This window comes from Kitasatospora sp. NPDC085879, assembly GCF_040686255.1.
Classification (GTDB): Bacteria; Actinomycetota; Actinomycetes; order Streptomycetales; family Streptomycetaceae; genus Kitasatospora.
The window spans coordinates 35,121-50,857 of sequence record NZ_JBFBJZ010000058.1; the positions used below are offsets into that span (position 1 = coordinate 35,121).

A 15,737-nucleotide genomic window follows, 5' to 3' on the forward strand; every position below is an offset into this window, starting at 1 on the left:
TCAGAGGCCGTGGGCGGTGGGGTGGCGCGGTTCGTAGAGGGGGAGTTCCGCACCGCTCGGGAGGCGGACGGCGGCGAGCAGGCCCCATCGCTGCTCGCTGGGCTCGCGGGCGATCTCCACGCCGCGGGTGCGGAGTTCGGCCAGCAGCGCGGTGATGTCCTCGCACATCAGGTACAGCTCGTGCGCGGCCTCGCCCTCGGTCGGGTGTACGGCCACCTCGGCCGGCGGCAGCTTGAAGATCAGCCAGCCGCCGCCCGCGTCGACCCCGGGGAAGCCGAGGACGTCGCGGACGAACTCCCGGTCGGCCTCGGCGTCCCGGCTGTACAGCACGATGTGAGCCCCGAGGATGCCTCCGACGCCGCCGCTCATCTGCCGCCCTCGCTCCCGGGTCCGCACGCCGCGGCCTCGCGCCGCCACGGCATGCTCGCATCGCTGACGGCGTGTCCGTCCGTCGACACGCGGAGGGGTTCGCGGTGTCCGTCGACCGGGGTGTTGATCGAGGTCGCCGATGGGCTAGGTTAGCCTTACCTAAATTCGCGTGGCTGGAGGGTGTCATGGGGCACGGCTGGGAGGGCGTCGTCCTCAAGCTGATGCGGGGCAGGGACTTCGAGTTCACGGTGACCGCGGTCGAGGAGGTCACCGAGCACTACCGAAGGGTCCGCTTCACCGACGGGGGCATGCTCGCCGAGACCGGCGTGCACCCCACGATGTGGGTGCGCGTCTGGTTCGACAACGCCGGCAAGCCGCACCAGCGCGCCTACACGCTCGTCGACCCCGACGCCGCCACGGGAACGTTCAGCCTCGAGTTCGCGCTGCACGACGGCCGCGCCAGCGACTGGGCGCGCGAGGCCGTACCCGGCGACACCGTCCAGGCGACCGTCCAGGGCTCCGCCTTCACGGCGCCGGACCCGCTGCCGCGGCGGATGTTCGTGATCGGCGACTCGGCCTCCGTCCCCGCCGTCAACTCGCTGCTGGCGGCGCTGCCCGAGGTGCCCGCCACGGTCTGGCTGGAGACCCAGCACGACTCGGACGAACAGCTGCCGCTGCGCGCCGACCCGGAGTGGCACCAGGTTCACCGGCTGCCCAGGCAGGAGGCCGGCGCCCACCTGGTGGCCGAGGTGCGGGAGGCGCTGCCGCCCCTGCTCACCGACCCGGCCGACGCCTTCGTGTGGATCGCCTGCGACACCGCCACCACCCGCACCCTCACCCAGTTCGCCCGCAAGGAACTGGCCCTGCCGAAGCAGCGCGTCAACGCCCTCGGCTACTGGCGGCCGTGAAGACCCGTGGTGCCGGCGAGGGGGCGGTCCCGCTCGCCGGCGCCACGTCTGTCCGGACCGCCCGCCGCACCCTTCACCCAGACGTCCCCACCGGAGGAGAACCATGACCGCGCCCGTCACCGCCCCCGAGGCCGTCCACCGGCAGACCGTGCCCGGCTTCGGCACCGTCACCGTCCGCCCGCTGGATCCGGCCGGCGACGCCGCCCTGGTGCACGGCTGGGTGAACGAGGAGAGATCCCGCTTCTGGGGGATGGTCGGCCACTCCCAGGACGAGGTCCGGGAGATCTACGCCTACGTCGACTCCCTCGACACCCACCACGCCTACATCGTCGAGCGCGACGGCACACCCGTGGCCCTGTTCCAGACCTACCAGCCCGAGCACGACCCGGTCGGCGAGTGCTACCCCGTGCAGCCGGGCGACCTCGGCGTCCACCTGCTCCTCGCGCCCGCCGGCGGCGAGCCCGCCCCCGGCTTCACCGCCGGCCTCGTCGCCGCCCTCATGGGCTACGTCTTCGCCGACCCGGCCCATCGGCGCGTCGTCGCCGAGCCCGACGCCCTCAACGAGAGGTCGATAGCCCGGGTGCTGCGCACCGGCTTCGAGCTCGGCCCGCTGATCGACCTGCCGGACAAGCGTGCCCAACTGGTCTTCCTGACCCGCGAGTCCGTCGCCCACGTCCTCGCGGCCCGCCCGTAGCACTCCGGCGGCAGGGTTCCGGCCGCGGTCCGGCGCCGGTCCGGGTGGGGCCGCGCGGGTGACGGATCGTCACCGGATCGGCGGAGCCCGGGTGTGCCCGGCGGCGGTCGCACGTCCATCTGCTCGACGCTGCCCTCATGCGTATGATCACCAGACTGCTGACCGGGGCGGCACGGAGGGCGGGAACAGCGGCGATTCCCTGCACCCTGCTCGCGGCCGCGGTGCCCGTCCTCGCACTTGGCTCCGCCGCCACCGCCGCAGCGGCACCGCTCCCCGGCGGCCTCGGCCCATGCGTACCGCGAGAGTCCTCCGACCCCTACCCCGGCACGCTCGGCAACGGGCCGTCCGCCGGCCGGGAGAACGGCATCAACGGACGGTTCTTCACCACCGGCCCGCTCACCCACACCAGCGCCGCCTCGGGCGGCGGCGGCCAGGAGTTCCACGCCTACCCCTTCAACGGTGACCTCCCGGAGTGCATCGGCCTCCACGTGGTCACCGGTGAGGTGCGGGTGGTGAAGGAGGACTCCGCGACCGGTGCGCCGTTGGCGGGTGCGGTGTTCCAGTTGTGGGAGGAGACCAACGGCGTTCCCGGCCTGCAGACCGGCGGCGCCGACCCGGACACCACGGTCGGGCCGGGCGGGGGAGTGCGACTTCACCGACCTCCCGCTCGGCGTGTACTACCTGCGGGAGGCCGCGGTGCCCGAGGGGTACGCGGCCCCGCGGACGCCGGTCAGCGGGCCGTACGAGGTGACGGCCGAGAACGCCGGGCAGGGGCTCGCGGTCGTCCTCACCAATGACCGCGGCGATCCCTGCAAGGGCACGTCCGGTCCGTCCGCCCCGGCGGCCGGGGTCGCCTCCCCGCACACCGCACCGCTGCGGGAGCACACGTGGCCCACCGCCGTCTGTCCGCCCGCCGCGGCCTGATCGCCGCCACCACGCCGGCCGCCGTGGCCGCCGCCGTACCGCCCTCCCCGGCCGCGACCGCGGCCGTGGCATCCGCCCCGGGAAAGTGGCCGCACGGCCGGCCGGTGGACGGCGTGCAGTCGGCCGCGGACTGTTCCGCGATCCGCGACTTCCAGGCCGCCAGGGGGCTGGCCCGTGCCGACGGCTACGCGGACCCCGGCACCTACCGCACCGCGTCGCTGTGCCGGCCCGCGCTCGACATCGACGACGAGGCCTACGTGTGGGGCACCAAGCCCGGCACCGGGGACCGAACTCCGGGGTCCGGGGAAAAAGGAGGTGCACCGACGGAGGGCGGCCGCCTAGGGTCGGGCCGGTGAGTACCCGAGACTTCCGAATCACCGTCCGCGGCGTCTTCGACGGCCTGGACGAGGCGCAGCGCGCCGAGCTGCTGGCCCGCGCGGCCGAGCACGACGTCCTGCAGGCGGCCTTCACCCCCGAGGGCCACATGAGTTACGACATCGCCGCCCGGACGGCCTTCACCTTCCGCTTCGCGGACACCGGCGAGGCCGAGGAGGACATCCTGACCGCCACGGCGCGGGCCGAGGCAGCCGCCGAGTCCTGGCTGACCGCACGCGGCTACGGTTTCAAGAACCTCCGCTCCCAGGCCGAGGACCTCTCCGTCGCCGCCCTCGGCAAGCGCCGCCGCCGCGAGGCCGCCCGCGGGATCTGAGCCCCGGCAGCCTGCCCGCCATGGCACGGACCCCCGAGGACGACCAACCGTTCCTGATGCCGGTGAACGGCGTCTTCCATCCGATCCCGCGCCACCTCGCCGCCCTGTGGCCGGGCCGGAAGCTCGGCCGGGCGGTCCTGGTGACGGGGCGTGATTGAGCGCGGGTCCGTCCGGCCGGGTGACGAGGTGGCGGTGGTCGGCCTCGGCGTGGACGGCACCACGGCCCGAGTGGCCTTCGTGGCCGTGGGCAGGTCCGCCGTCGGATCGGCCGGTGCGGGCACGAACGCGGGCCTGGTGCTGCAAGGTCAGGTGGCGGGAGTGCTGAAGGACGGACAGGTGCTCGCCACCCCCGGCTCGGTCGTCGCCCGGTCGGTGTTCGCCGCGGACATGGCGCTGCTCCCGGAGGAGTCGAGCCCGGCGGACGTGCTGAGCGGGGACCGCCTCGGCTTCTACGTCCGCACCGCGAGCGTGCCGGGTGTGGTGACGCTGCCTCATGGTCTCGACGCGCTGCGGCCGATGCACACGGCCGCGGTGGAGATCGACCTCGACGAGCCCGTCGCCCTGGCGGTCGGACAGCGCTTCGCCTTCCGCCACCGCGGCCGCGCCGCCGGCTCGGGGACGGTGACCCGGATCCTGCCCGGCGCCCGCTGAACCCGCCCCGCGCCTGCCGGGGTCATCCGGGAGGACCGCCGGCACGGTCCGGCGGGGTGAGGGCCCGGGAACGGAAGGTGCGGCGGTAGGTGTCCGGGGGAACGCCGACCGTGCGGTTGAAGTGCCGGCGCAGGGTCGTGGCGGTGCCCATGCCGGTGGCCTCCGCGACGGCGTCGATGCTGTCGTCGGTGGTCTCCAGTAGTTCCTGGGCGCGGCGGATCCGCTGGGTCAGCAGCCACTGCAGCGGGGTGGTGCCGGTCACCGACCGGAAGTGGCGGCCGAGGTTGCGTGAGCTCATCCGGGCGTGGCGGGCCAGGTCGTCCACGGTCAGCGGCCGGTCGAGCCGTTCGAGGGCCCAGGGGAGGAGGTCGGCGAGCGGGTGGTTCCCGGGGGCGGGCACCGGGGTGGTGACGAACTGGGCCTGGCCGCCGTCGCGGTGCGGCGGCACGACCAGGCGGCGGGCGGCGGCGTTGGCGACCGACGAGCCGTGGTCGAGCCGGACGAGGTGCAGGCACAGGTCCATGGCGGCCGCCTTGCCGGCCGAGGTGAGCACCGAGCCGTTGTCCACCCAGAGGACGTCCGGGTCCACGGCCACCCGGGGGTGGCGTTCGGCCAGCGCCCGCGTGTGCGCCCAGTGCGTGGTCGCGCGCAGCCCGTCCAGCAGGCCGGCCTCGGCCAGGACGAAGGCGCCGGTGCAGAGCGAGGCGATGCGGGCCCCGGCCTCGTGGGCCGCGCGAACCGCCGACACCAGGTCCGCGGGCGGTGCCACGTCGATGTCCGCCCAGCCCGGGACGATCACGGTGTCGGCCCGGTCGAGCCGGTCGAGCCCGTGGTCGGGTTCCAGGCGGAACCGGCCGGCCCGGGCGGCGCCGGGGCCGCAGACGAGCAACTCGTACCAGGGGGCGGCCACTCCCGCCGGGGCACTGCCGAACACTTCGAGGGCCAGGGCCAGTTCGAAGTGCAGCATCCCGTCGGTGACGGCCAGCGCGACAGTCTTCACGCCCGGAAGTGTATGTCCGGAAGTGTTCGGGTGATGGCGTTCCGGACACTCGCGCGGTCCGGACCCGCTCGGCAGGATGGTCCTGACGGACTGTTCGAGGATTCGAGGCGGGGGAGGACCCATGGGGACGGGACAGACGGTGGCGGTGTTCGGCGCGTACGGCCACACCGGGCGTTTCGTGGTGGCGGAGCTGCTGGAGCGCGGGTTCGTGCCGGTGCTGTCCGGGCGCGACGCCGGGCGGCTGACGGAGATGGCGGGCGGGGACGGACCGGAGGTCCGGCCGGCGACGGTGGACGACCCGGCCTCGCTGGACCGCGCGCTGGCGGGTGCGGCGGCGGTGGTCAACTGCGCCGGGCCCTTCGCGGTGACGGCCGCGCCCGTGATCGAGGCGGCGCTGCGGGCCGGGATCCCGTACGTGGACGTGGCGGCCGAGATCGAGGCGAATGCCGACACCTTCACCGGGTTCGCCGACCGCGCCCGCGCCGCCGGGGTGCCGGTCGTCCCCGCGATGGCCTTCTTCGGCGGCCTCGGCGATCTGCTGGCCACCGCCGCGCTGGGCGACCGGACGGCGGCGGACGAGGTGCACATCGCGTACGGGCTGAGCGGCTGGCACCCCACCGCCGGGACGCGGAACGCCGGTGACGTCTCCCGGGAGCGGCGCGACGGGCGGCGGGTCCGGTACGCGAACGGGCGGCTGGAGTACCACCGGGACGACCTGCCGGAGCTGGAGTGGACCTTCCCGGAGCCGTTCGGCCCGCGGGCCGTCCTCGGGGAGTTCACCATGGCCGACGCCGTCACCGTGCCCAGCCACCTCGCGGTGCCCGAGGTGCGCGGCTACATGACGGTCGAGGCCGTCCGGGAGCTGTCGGCCGCCGACACGCCGGCTCCGGCCGCCGCCGACGAGCTCGGGCGGTCGGAGCAGACCTTCGTGGTCGACGTCCTGGTGCGTTCCGGCGGCACCGAGCGGCGGGCCGTGGCACGCGGCCGGGACATCTACGCCGTCAGTGCGCCGCTGGCGGTGGAGGCGGTCGACCGCCTCCTCACCGGGCGTGGCGCCGCGGCCGGAGTCGTGTCCGCCGGCGCGGCCTTCGACGCGGCGGACTTCCTGCGCTCGCTCGCCCCGCACGTGGCGGTGGAACTGCACCCCTGGGGCGCGTCTTCAAGGGATGCCGGGTAGTCGATTCAGGGGGCGCAGTTCCCCGCGCCCCTTGTGCGGCACCCGTGCGCGAAGACGCCCCGGCCCTCTGCTGCGCCGCCGCCCCCCGCTCGGGGGAGAGGGGGACGGCGGCGGGGGAGGGCCTGCCGGGGCTACTTCTGCCAGCCGACCGAGGTGATGACGGTGTCGGCGAGGCTGCCGGCGCCGAAGTTGGCCAGGCCCTTGCGGACGGCGACGATGCTCGGCCGCTGGTACAGCTCGACGGTGTGCCCGAGCTCCCAGATCTTCACGTCGGCCTCGTTGTAGAGCGCGGCCGCCTGCGCCGGGTCGAGGGTCGCCGCGGCCTTCCGCAGCAGCGTGTCGATGTCGGGGGTGCTCAGCTTCGAGTAGTTGCCGAAGACGTTGTCGCCCTGCGGCGCACGGTAGATCGGCACCGTCCGGGAGAGCGGGAAGGACCCGGTGTTGCGCCAGCTCGCCAGGTCGAACTTGCCCTGGTTGATGTACTTCGAGAAGTACTCCTTGCTGGGCACCTTGTCGATCGACAGCTTGACCCCGACCTGCTGCAGCATGCTCTGCACGGCCGCCGCGAGGTCCGCCTGGGCCTGCGTGGAGCCGTCGCTCATCACGTAGTGCAGCTCCAGCGGGTGGCCGTCCTTGCTGCGGGCGCCGCCGGAGTCCTTCCAGCCGGCCTCGTCGAGAAGCTTCCCGGCGGCGGCGGGGTCGAACGTCACCCAGTCGCCGGAGTTGGCCCGGTAGCCGTCCTGGTTGGTCATGAACAGGTGGTTGTCCAGCGGCTTGAACTCCACCGGCACGCCCTTGTTGGCGATCTTGATCAGCGAGGCGCGGTCCAGCGCCCGGCCGAGCGCCTGACGGACCTTCTGGTCGGCCAGTGCGCCGTTGCCGCCGAAGGAGATGTGCACCTCGTCCCAGGGCGTGCCGGTGCGGATCGCCGCGTCCTTGGCGTCCTTGAGCTGGCCGTACGCGGTGGCGGTGCCCGCCGAGGCGTAGTCCACCTCGTTGTTGAGGAAGGCCTGGGTGATCGCGGCGGAGTCCAGCACCCGGTAGGTGATCCGGTCCAGCTTGGGCTTGGGGCCCCACCACCGGGGGTTGGGCGCCAGGGTGATGGTCTGCGCGGTTTTGTCCGCGTTCTGCAGGACGAACGGGCCGCCGTAGATCGGCACCTTCTCGATCCAGCCCTCGTTGAAGGCCTGCGGGGTGGAAATCCCGGCCGCCGGCAGCAGCGGGTTGAACAGGCTCTGCCAGTCGGCGTACGGCTGCGCGAAGGTCACCTTGACCTCGTTCGGGCCGGCGCCCTGCTCGACGTTCGAGATCTGCTCGTAGCCCGAGGAGTCCGACAGGTTGTACGCCGGGTCCTTGCCGTTGGAGGACTGCCAGACCGCCTTGAAGTCCTGGTAGCCGAGCGGCTTGCCGTCCGACCAGACCGCCTTGGGGTTGAGCCGGTACGTCACCACCTGCGGCGAGGTGGAGGTGACCTCCGCCGACGTCAGGTACTCCGGCACCGGGTGGTAGACGCCCTTGGCGTCCGAGCGGAAGAGCTTCGCCTCCAGGTAGCCCATGATCTCGACCGCGTCGCCGTACGTGCCGTCGACCTGGTACGGGTTCCACTGGGTGATCCACTGCTGGAGCGGCTCGCGCAGCTCGCCGCCGTCCTTGATCCGGTCCAGCGGCTGCGCGTTGTTGTCCTCGGCGCCCACAGTCGGCACCACCGTCTTCGCCGCGTCCGCCGTGCCGTCGGCCTGGCTGCTGCAGGCCGTTGCGGCCAGCACCACGGTGAGGGCCGCGGCGGCGGCCCGGCCGAGTCTGCGGGTGGCGAGCGATGCGTCCATCAGGTGAAGTCCTCGGGTCTCGAAGAGTCGACGGCCGCCAGGTGTGGCGGCACTTGAACGTGGGCAGCCAAGTCGGTGCCGGCAGGCAGAACGTAACAGCCCTTCAGCTCCGACGACAGGGGTCCATGCGCAGAACTGATCGAAACGAAACGCGGCGCAATGCCGTGGCAACATGCTGTCCGCACCCGTCTGATCGACTGTGACCAGCGCGTTCGCCGACCCGGCCGAACCACGCGGCGCGGCACACCCTGGACGGACCGTCCGACGTGCCGTACAACTGCTGCGCGAAGCTGCGTCAAAAACCCTCCGAACGAAGGCGAAAGACCATGTTCCCCAGGTGTGCGAACCGCACCGGCGGTAGACCGTGACCCGTTACCTCGCAAAACGGCTCGGCTACTACGCCGTCCTCCTGGCCGCCGCGGTCTTCCTCGCCTACGCCCTCTCCTGCGCCGCCCTCGGCCCCCGCGCCTACTTCGAGGCCAAGCAGCCCCGGCCCTCCGCGGCCGCCGTCGACCGGCAGCTCACCGCGCTCAACATCAACGACCACACCCCGGTCGTCGAGCGCTTCGCCACCTGGGCCGACGGACTGCTCCTGCACGCCGATCTCGGCCGGACCATCCACAACACCCCGGTCAACGAGGAGTTCGGCCGCCGGATCGGCGTCTCGCTGCGCCTGCTGCTGGTCGGCAGCCTGCTCGGCATGCTGCTCGGCGTCGCCGGCGGCGCCTGGAGCGCCGTCCGGCAGTACCGCATCTCCGACCGGGCGCTGACCGTGCTCTCCTTCGTGCTGCTCTCCACCCCGGTCTTCCTGGTCGCGCTGCTCCTCAAGAACGGCGCCATCGCCGCCAAGAACGCCGCCGGCCACGAGGTGATCCCGTTCACCGGTTACGAGACGCCCGGCCTCGCCGGCGGCATCGGCGCCCACCTCGCCGACTGGGCCCTCCACCTGCTGCTGCCCACGCTCTCGCTCGCCCTCGGCGGCCTCGCGACCTACAGCCGCTACCAGCGCTCCACCATGCTCGACGTGCTCGGCTCCGACTACCTGCGCACCGCCGAGGCCAAGGGGCTCACCCGCAGCCGCGCCCTGCTCAAGCACGGCCTGCGCACGGCGGTCATCCCGATGTCGACGATGTTCGCCTACAGCTTCCTCGGCATCTTCACCGGCGCCGCCTTCACCGAGACCATCTTCGGCTGGCACGGCATGGGCGAATGGTTCATCCAGGCCGTCAACGAACAGGACATCAACGCCGTCGTGGCCGTCAACCTGTTCGCCGCCGTGGTCGTGCTCGCCGCCGGCTTCCTCGCCGACGCCCTGCACGCCGCCCTCGACCCCCGGGTGAGGTACTGATGGCCACCACCACCCTGACCGAGAGCGCGCCCGCCCCCGCCGAGGAGCACACCCCCGCCGGCCGGCTGCGCCTGGTCGCCACCCGCCTCGCCGCCTCCCGCGGCGTCGTCGTCGGCGCCGTCGTCCTGCTGCTGCTCTTCCTGCTCGCCTTCCTCGGCCCGCACCTGACGCCCTGGGACTACGCCACCCCCAACTACGGGGAGATCCGCCGTCCGCCGTCCGCCGAGCACTGGTTCGGCACCAACGGCATCGGCCAGGACGTCTTCGCCCAGACCGTCCGCGGCCTGCAGAAGTCCCTCGTCATCGGCCTGCTCGTCGCCGTGCTCTCCACCGGCCTCGCGTCCCTGGTCGGCGCCTGCGCCGGCTACTTCGGCGGCTGGACCGACCGGCTGCTGATGTTCCTCGTCGACCTGATGCTGATCTTCCCCGGCTTCCTGGTCATCGCGATCGTCTCGCCCCGGCTCCGCGGCACCGGGTGGCTCGCCTTCGTCCTGCTGCTCGCCCTCTTCAACTGGATGATCACCGCCCGGGTGGTCCGCTCCATGACGAGATCCCTGCGCGAGCGCGAATTCGTCGTCGCCGCACAGTTCATGGGCGTCAGGCCGTTCCGGATCATCTGGCGGCACGTCCTGCCCAACGTCTCCTCCTTCCTCATCATCGACGCCACCATCGCCGTCGGCGGCGCCGTGATGAGCGAGGCGGCGCTCTCCTACTTCGGCTTCGGCGTCCGCGCCCCCGACGTCTCGCTCGGCACCCTGCTCGCCGCCGGCACCGCCGACGCCCCCGTCTTCCCGTGGCTGTTCTACTTCGCCGCCGCCCTCCTCGTGCTGTTCGTCCTCGCCGTCAACCTGGTCGGCGACGGCCTGCGCGACGCCCTCGATCCCACCGCCGAGGCCGGCCGCCGCTCCGCCCGACTCGCCCGCGCCGCCCGCACCCCCGCCGGCGCAACCCCGGCCGACGGACCGGCCGGCGCCCCCGACACCAGCAGCACGCCCGCACCCCGACCGCGCCGGAGCACCACGTGACCCCCGCCCTCCTCACCGTCCGGGACCTCACCGTCGACTTCGGGACCGCCCCGGCCGTCCGAGGCGTCGACCTCGACCTGCACCGCGGCGAGACCCTCGGCATCGTCGGCGAGTCCGGCTCCGGAAAGTCCGTCACCGCACTCGCCGTCCTCGGCCTGCTGCCCGGTACCGCCCGGGTCGGCGGCTCCGTCCGCCTCGAAGGACGCGAACTCGTCGGACTCCCCGCCCGGGAACTCGCCGCCGTCCGCGGCCGCAAGGTCGCCATGGTCTTCCAGGACCCGCTCTCCGCCTTCACCCCCGTCTACCGGATCGGCGACCAGATCGCCGAAGCCGTCCGCATCCACCAGCCCGTCGACCGCGCCACCGCCCGCAAACGCGCCGCCGACCTGCTCGACCTGGTCGGCATCCCCGCCCCCGACCGCGCCCTCGACAGCTTCCCGCACGAGTTCTCCGGCGGCATGCGGCAGCGCGCCATGATCGCCATGGCGATCGCCAACGACCCCGACATCCTGCTCGCCGACGAACCCACCACCGCGCTCGACGTCACCATCCAGGCCCAGGTGCTCGACGTGCTGCGCACCGCCCAGCGCGAGACCGGCGCCGCCCTCGTGCTCGTCAGCCACGACCTCGGCGTCATCGCCGGCAGCGCCGACCGGGTCGCCGTCATGTACGCCGGACGGATCGTCGAGACCGCCCCCGTCGACGAGCTCTTCGCCGCCCCCCGCCACCCGTACACCCTCGGCCTGATCGGCGCCGTCCCCCGCCTCGACGGCCGTGGCGGCCCCCTGGTCCCCATCCCCGGCCGCCCGCCCGCACCCGAGGAGCTCGGCCACGGCTGCCCCTTCGCCGCGCGCTGCCCGCTCGCCGAGGACCGCTGCCGCACCGCCGAACCCGGCCTCACCGGCACCGCCGAGCCCGGCCCCGCCGAATCCGGCACCGCAGAACCGGCCGCCGACGGCGCCGCCGGTCACCTCGCCGCCTGCGTGAAGGCCGACGAACTCGCCGAACGCCGTCCGGCACCCGCCGAGGTCTACCCGGTGCCCGCGCTCCCCGCCCCCGCCGAGGAGACCCGGCCCCGCGCCGAACGGGACACCGTCCTCTCCGTCCGTGGCCTCACCAAGACCTTCCCGCTGCTCAAGGGCGCCGTCTTCAAGCGCAGGACCGGCGAGGTGCACGCCGTCGACGGCGTCGACCTCGACATCCGGCGCGGCGAGACCCTCGGCCTGGTCGGCGAGTCCGGCTCCGGAAAGTCCACCACCCTCTACGAACTGCTGCGCCTCACCGCGCCGCAGGGCGGCCGGATCGAGGTCCTCGGCCAGGACACCGCCGTCCTCGACCGGGCCGCCGCGCACCGGCTGCGCGCCCGGGTGCAGATCGTCTTCCAGGACCCGGCGGCCGGCCTCGACCCGCGGATGCCGATCGGCGACGTCGTCGCCGAACCGCTGCTCGCCCAGGGCGCCCCGCGCGAGGAGATCCGCCGCAGGATCCCCGAACTGCTCCGCCAGGTCGGCCTCGACCCGGCGCACGCCGACCGCTACCCGCACCAGTTCTCCGGCGGTCAGCGGCAGCGGATCTCCATCGCCCGCGCCCTCGCCGTCCGGCCCGACCTGCTCGTCCTCGACGAGCCGGTCTCCGCCCTCGACGTCTCCGTCCAGGCCGGCGTGCTCAACCTGCTCCAGCGGCTCAAGGCCGAACTCGGCCTCGCCTACCTCTTCGTCTCGCACGACCTCTCGGTGATCCGTCACCTCGCCGACCGGGTCAGCGTCATGTACCTCGGCCGCACCGTCGAGGCCGGCGCCGTCACCGAGGTGTTCGAACGGCCCCGCCACCCCTACACCCGGGCCCTGCTCTCGGCCGTCCCGCTGCCCGACCCCGCCGCCGAGCGCAGCCGGGCCAAACTCCTGCTGGCCGGCGACCCGCCCTCGCCCACCGTCCGGCACCGGGGCTGCCGGTTCCGCTCCCGCTGCCCCGTCTACACCGCCCTCGACCCCGACCGCCGCACCCGCTGCGAACAGGAGGACCCGCCCGCGGCCGAGGCCGCCCCGGGCATCGACCACGTCGCCGCCTGCCACCACCCGCAGGGCGCCTGAGCAGGCCCCGCGGCGGTCAACCGTCGAGCCGGGTGGCCCGCAGCACCTGCACCCGCCACTCGGCGACACCCGCTGCGGGCAGCCGCTCCCGCACCCGGGCGGCCAGCCCCTCCTCGAAGCGTCCGGCGACACCGCCGTCCCGGTCCGCCGCGCCCGCGGCGAACAGCGACGGCCCGAACGCCGCCACGAAGGACGCCGCGACCTCGCGCGCGTACGCGCCGGTGTCCCCGTCCGCCGAGAACCGCTCGAAGGCCGGGTCGGCGAGGACGACGAACCGCTCCTCCTCCAGACGGAACAGCTCGGCGAACCGACGACCGGTGAGCCCGGGCCCGGGGGAGGGGCACGCACCGGCGGCCACGGCCTTCAGTCGGTGCGGGGGGTGGGCAGGCGGAGTTCGGCGACGGCGCCGCCGTCGGGGTGGTTGCGGAGGTGCAGGCGGATGCCGATGGCCTCGGCGTGGCCTTCGGCGATGGTCAGGCCGAGGCCGTGGCCGTGGCCGCGTTCGCGGGCGCCGGTACGGAAGCGCTGGGGGCCGTCGCGGAGGATGTCCTCGGGGTAGCCCGTGCCGTGGTCCCGGACGGTCACCACCGGGCCGTCCACCCGGACGGAGACCGGCGGTTCGCCGTGCCGGTGGGCGTTGGCCACCAGGTTGGCGAGGACGCGGTCGAAGCGCCGCGGATCGGTGGTGACCGTGGTGTCGGCCGCGACCAGCACCTCGACCGGCCCGCCGGCGGCCGCCGCGGTGCGGGCCACCAGCCGGGCGAGCGGCAGGTCGGCGAGGTCGGGGGTCTCGGCCCGGGCGTCCAGGCGGGAGACCTCCAGCAGGTCCTCGGTCAGGTCGCGCAGCGCCCGCACCCGGTTCTGCACCAGCTCGGTCGGCCGCCCGTCCGGCAGCAGTTCCGAGGCGGTCAGCAGGCCGGTCAGCGGGGTGCGCAGCTCGTGGGCGACGTCCGCGGTGAAGCGCTGCTCGTTCTCCAGCCGGCTGCGCAGCGCGGCGGCCATGGAGTCGACGGCGGTGGCCAGTTCGGAGACCTCGTCGCGGCGGCGGCCGAGCGGCCCGATCCGGGCGTCGAGGTCGCCCGCGGCGATGGTGCGGGCGGTCCGGGCGGCCGTCCGCAGCCGGTGGCTGATCCGGTCGGCGGCGAGCACTCCGGCCAGCACGGTGACCGCGACCGACAGCGCCGCGGCGATCTGCACCGCCCGGTCGAGGTCCGCGACGGCCTGCTCGTCACCGGTGTAGTCGAGCCTGACGGAGACCACGTGCCCGGCGGCGCCGGCCGCCGCCCACATCGCGGTGCCGTCTTGGCTCCGGCCCAGCACCGAACCCTGCCGGCCGCGGGCGGCCAGGGCGCGCAGCTCGGCGGGCACCGCCGGGTCGTCCAGTGCGGCGTGCCAGCCGCCGACCAGTTCGCCGGTGCGGTCGTACCCGGTGAGGACGGCGTCCAGCGCCGCCTCGGCGGAGGTCCGGGCCTGGTCGGTGTGCTGCCCGACGGACGCCCGGTGCACGAGCAGCGCGACGGTGAGCGCGACCAGGCAGGAGACCAGCGCGATGACGGCGGCGATCTGCCGGCGGAGCGTCACCGGATCCGTCGCAGGCGGTAGCCGAAGCCGCGGACGGTCTCGATCCGGCCCGCCCCGATCTTGGCGCGGAGCCGTTGGACGTGGACGTCCACCACCCGGCTGTCGGCGTCCCAGGAGTAGTCCCACACCCGGGAGAGCAGGGTCTGGCGCTCCATCACCACGCCCGGCGCGGCGGTGAACTCCAGCAGCAGCCGCAGCTCGGTCGGGGTGAGCGGCACCGGCTCCCCGCCCACCGTCACCTCCATGGCGTCGGTGTCCACCGCGAGGTCGTCGATCACCCGCACCGCGGACGGGACGGTCTGCGCCTGCTCGGCGGCGGCGAGCACCGGGGTGTCCGGCGCGGTCGGCCCGGTGCGCCGCAGCACGGTGCGGATCCGGGCGACCAGCACGGCGATCTCGAACGGCTTCACCACGTAGTCGTCGGCGCCGGCCTCCAGCCCGGAGACGACGTCGACGGCCTCGCCGCGGGCCGACATCATCAGGATCGGCATGCTGCTCTCCTCGCGGACCCGCCGGCACAGGCCGACCCCGTCGAGCAGCGGCAGCATCACGTCGATCAGCATCAGGTCCGGCCGCCGGGCCCGGAAGCGCTCCAGCCCCTGCAGGCCGTCCGCGGCGGTGTCGACCGGGAACCCGTACCGTTCGAGCGCCATCTGGGTGGCCTCGCGGATCACCTCGTCGTCCTCGACGAGCAGGATGCGCGGCATGGGAGGGACGGTCATCGCTGCCTCGTCGGGGCCGTGCGGGAGGGGACGGGGACGGGGACGGGCGTCGCCGAGAGCCTCCGGCCGTCGGGCCCGACCACCGGTCCGTCCTGGTAGGTGGGCCGGGCCGACGGGACGGTCGGCTCGGGGCTCGGGCAGCCGGGCACGCCGTCGGCCGACCCGGTCGACACGGTCTGCCGGTCGACGAAGGCCATCCGCACCGCGTTCCAGCGGTAGGTGCTGCTGGTTCGGGCGGTCGCCCCGGTCGGCTCGTGCAGGACGAGGTCCCGGCCGACCGTGTCCGCGGTGAACCCGGCGGCGGTGGCGACCGACAGCACCGGCACCACGTGCCCGTCCCGCTCGCTGTAGACGTGCAGCACGGCCCGCCCGTCGGCCTCGGGGGTCAGTACGGCGGTGATCAGCTCGGGCCGGCCGTCGCCGCTCAGGTCCCGGTACCGAGCGGGCTGGACGGCGCAGCCGGTGCAGCCCGTCTCCACGGCGCGGTGCTCGATGTCGGTCAGCCCGGGGTCGTGCGCCAGGACGGCTTCGGCGTCCAGCTGCGCGAGTCCGGCGGTCGGGGCGGTGAGCCCGGGCAGCGGGGCGGGCGGCGGCTCCTCGGTCACCGCGCGGGGCGTGGCCGCGGCCGAGGTCGCGGCGGCCGGCCACAGCGGCTGCGGGCTCGGATGCTCCGCCACCTGCCGGGCCGGCCCGCCGTCGTGCAGGGTGCCCGG

Annotated in this window: 18 protein-coding genes; 11 read left to right on the forward strand and 7 right to left on the reverse strand. The window is 74.2% G+C overall.

Features of this window, described 5'->3' with window-relative positions:
• Complete coding sequence (locus AB0P35_RS32195) at positions 1-369, reverse strand: VOC family protein (RefSeq protein WP_363517973.1); 369 nt, start codon at positions 367-369, stop codon at positions 1-3.
• Positions 370-554: 185 nt separating this feature from the next.
• On the opposite strand from AB0P35_RS32195, the gene AB0P35_RS32200 reads away from it, so the two are divergent.
• The 7 genes from AB0P35_RS32200 (at position 555) to AB0P35_RS32230 (ending at position 4,255) form a co-directional block, all read left to right on the forward strand.
• Positions 555-1,277 carry a siderophore-interacting protein gene (locus tag AB0P35_RS32200; protein WP_363517975.1) on the forward strand — a complete coding sequence of 241 codons (723 nt, stop codon included), beginning with the start codon at positions 555-557 and terminating at the stop codon, positions 1,275-1,277.
• 103 nt (positions 1,278-1,380) lie between these two features.
• On the forward strand, positions 1,381-1,971 hold the full coding sequence (locus AB0P35_RS32205; RefSeq protein WP_363517977.1) for a GNAT family N-acetyltransferase: 591 nt from the start codon (positions 1,381-1,383) through the stop codon (positions 1,969-1,971).
• Between the two features lie 549 nt (positions 1,972-2,520).
• Positions 2,521-2,895 (forward strand): prealbumin-like fold domain-containing protein, encoded by a 375-nt coding sequence (locus tag AB0P35_RS32210; protein ID WP_363518005.1) that lies wholly within the window; start codon positions 2,521-2,523, stop codon positions 2,893-2,895.
• Positions 2,859-3,251 carry a hypothetical protein gene (locus AB0P35_RS32215; protein ID WP_363517979.1) on the forward strand — a complete coding sequence of 131 codons (393 nt, stop codon included), beginning with the start codon at positions 2,859-2,861 and terminating at the stop codon, positions 3,249-3,251. The genes AB0P35_RS32210 and AB0P35_RS32215 overlap by 37 nt, the downstream gene beginning before the upstream one ends.
• Positions 3,248-3,604, forward strand: coding sequence for a DUF6204 family protein (locus AB0P35_RS32220; RefSeq protein ID WP_095878251.1), 357 nt, complete (start codon positions 3,248-3,250; stop codon positions 3,602-3,604). Before AB0P35_RS32215 ends, AB0P35_RS32220 begins: the two co-directional genes overlap by 4 nt.
• Positions 3,605-3,624: 20 nt before the next feature.
• Positions 3,625-3,762, forward strand: a complete 138-nt coding sequence (locus AB0P35_RS32225) for a hypothetical protein (protein ID WP_363517982.1) — start codon at positions 3,625-3,627, stop codon at positions 3,760-3,762.
• On the forward strand, positions 3,755-4,255 hold the full coding sequence (locus AB0P35_RS32230) for a hypothetical protein (protein ID WP_363517984.1): 501 nt from the start codon (positions 3,755-3,757) through the stop codon (positions 4,253-4,255). Before AB0P35_RS32225 ends, AB0P35_RS32230 begins: the two co-directional genes overlap by 8 nt.
• A 22-nt stretch (positions 4,256-4,277) precedes the next feature.
• On the opposite strand, the gene AB0P35_RS32235 is transcribed toward AB0P35_RS32230, so the two are convergent.
• Positions 4,278-5,255 carry a helix-turn-helix domain-containing protein gene (locus AB0P35_RS32235; RefSeq protein WP_363517986.1) on the reverse strand — a complete coding sequence of 326 codons (978 nt, stop codon included), beginning with the start codon at positions 5,253-5,255 and terminating at the stop codon, positions 4,278-4,280.
• Positions 5,256-5,376: 121 nt separating this feature from the next.
• Between AB0P35_RS32235 and AB0P35_RS32240 the strand changes: the two genes are divergently transcribed.
• On the forward strand, positions 5,377-6,432 hold the full coding sequence (locus AB0P35_RS32240) for a saccharopine dehydrogenase NADP-binding domain-containing protein (protein WP_363517988.1): 1,056 nt from the start codon (positions 5,377-5,379) through the stop codon (positions 6,430-6,432).
• A gap of 131 nt (positions 6,433-6,563) precedes the next feature.
• Here the strand turns inward: AB0P35_RS32240 and AB0P35_RS32245 are convergent, their stop codons facing one another.
• Positions 6,564-8,258, reverse strand: a complete 1,695-nt coding sequence (locus AB0P35_RS32245; RefSeq protein WP_363517990.1) for an ABC transporter family substrate-binding protein — start codon at positions 8,256-8,258, stop codon at positions 6,564-6,566.
• 364 nt (positions 8,259-8,622) lie between these two features.
• Between AB0P35_RS32245 and AB0P35_RS32250 the strand changes: the two genes are divergently transcribed.
• Genes AB0P35_RS32250 through AB0P35_RS32260 form a run of 3 tightly spaced genes read left to right on the forward strand, consistent with a single transcriptional unit; the run spans position 8,623 to position 12,721 of the window.
• A complete protein-coding gene (locus tag AB0P35_RS32250) occupies positions 8,623-9,606 on the forward strand; it encodes an ABC transporter permease (protein WP_363517992.1) in 984 nt (327 codons plus the stop codon).
• The gene (locus tag AB0P35_RS32255) at positions 9,606-10,631 is read left to right on the forward strand and encodes an ABC transporter permease (RefSeq protein WP_095878257.1); all 1,026 of its coding nucleotides are present in this window, start codon (positions 9,606-9,608) and stop codon (positions 10,629-10,631) included. The genes AB0P35_RS32250 and AB0P35_RS32255 overlap by 1 nt, the downstream gene beginning before the upstream one ends.
• Positions 10,628-12,721: an ABC transporter ATP-binding protein gene (locus AB0P35_RS32260; protein ID WP_363517995.1), complete on the forward strand. Its 2,094-nt coding sequence runs from the start codon at positions 10,628-10,630 to the stop codon at positions 12,719-12,721. Before AB0P35_RS32255 ends, AB0P35_RS32260 begins: the two co-directional genes overlap by 4 nt.
• Before the next feature lie 16 nt (positions 12,722-12,737).
• Here the strand turns inward: AB0P35_RS32260 and AB0P35_RS32265 are convergent, their stop codons facing one another.
• From AB0P35_RS32265 to AB0P35_RS32280, 4 genes are all read right to left on the reverse strand, one after another.
• Positions 12,738-13,079: a hypothetical protein gene (locus AB0P35_RS32265; RefSeq protein WP_363517997.1), complete on the reverse strand. Its 342-nt coding sequence runs from the start codon at positions 13,077-13,079 to the stop codon at positions 12,738-12,740.
• 5 nt (positions 13,080-13,084) lie between these two features.
• On the reverse strand, positions 13,085-14,302 hold the full coding sequence (locus AB0P35_RS32270) for a HAMP domain-containing sensor histidine kinase (RefSeq protein ID WP_363517999.1): 1,218 nt from the start codon (positions 14,300-14,302) through the stop codon (positions 13,085-13,087).
• Entirely contained in the window at positions 14,299-15,024 is a 726-nt protein-coding gene (cseB, locus tag AB0P35_RS32275) for a two-component system response regulator CseB (protein WP_363518001.1), read from the reverse strand. Before cseB ends, AB0P35_RS32270 begins: the two co-directional genes overlap by 4 nt.
• Positions 15,021-15,737, reverse strand: a 717-nt coding sequence (locus AB0P35_RS32280) for a hypothetical protein (protein WP_363518003.1), incomplete at its 5' end; no start/stop codon positions are given. The genes cseB and AB0P35_RS32280, both read right to left, overlap by 4 nt.

What these genes read in the sequence shown, in the direction of transcription:
- AB0P35_RS32195 (WP_363517973.1), bottom strand. Translation starts at nt 369, where the DNA reads ATGAGCGGCGGCGTCGGAGGCATCCTCGGGGCTCACATCGTGCTGTAC.
- AB0P35_RS32200 (WP_363517975.1), top strand. Translation starts at nt 555, where the DNA reads ATGGGGCACGGCTGGGAGGGCGTCGTCCTCAAGCTGATGCGGGGCAGG.
- AB0P35_RS32205 (WP_363517977.1), top strand. Translation starts at nt 1,381, where the DNA reads ATGACCGCGCCCGTCACCGCCCCCGAGGCCGTCCACCGGCAGACCGTG.
- AB0P35_RS32225 (WP_363517982.1), top strand. Translation starts at nt 3,625, where the DNA reads ATGGCACGGACCCCCGAGGACGACCAACCGTTCCTGATGCCGGTGAAC.
- AB0P35_RS32240 (WP_363517988.1), top strand. Translation starts at nt 5,377, where the DNA reads ATGGGGACGGGACAGACGGTGGCGGTGTTCGGCGCGTACGGCCACACC.
- AB0P35_RS32245 (WP_363517990.1), bottom strand. Translation starts at nt 8,258, where the DNA reads ATGGACGCATCGCTCGCCACCCGCAGACTCGGCCGGGCCGCCGCCGCG.
- AB0P35_RS32255 (WP_095878257.1), top strand. Translation starts at nt 9,606, where the DNA reads ATGGCCACCACCACCCTGACCGAGAGCGCGCCCGCCCCCGCCGAGGAG.
- cseB (WP_363518001.1), bottom strand. Translation starts at nt 15,024, where the DNA reads ATGACCGTCCCTCCCATGCCGCGCATCCTGCTCGTCGAGGACGACGAG.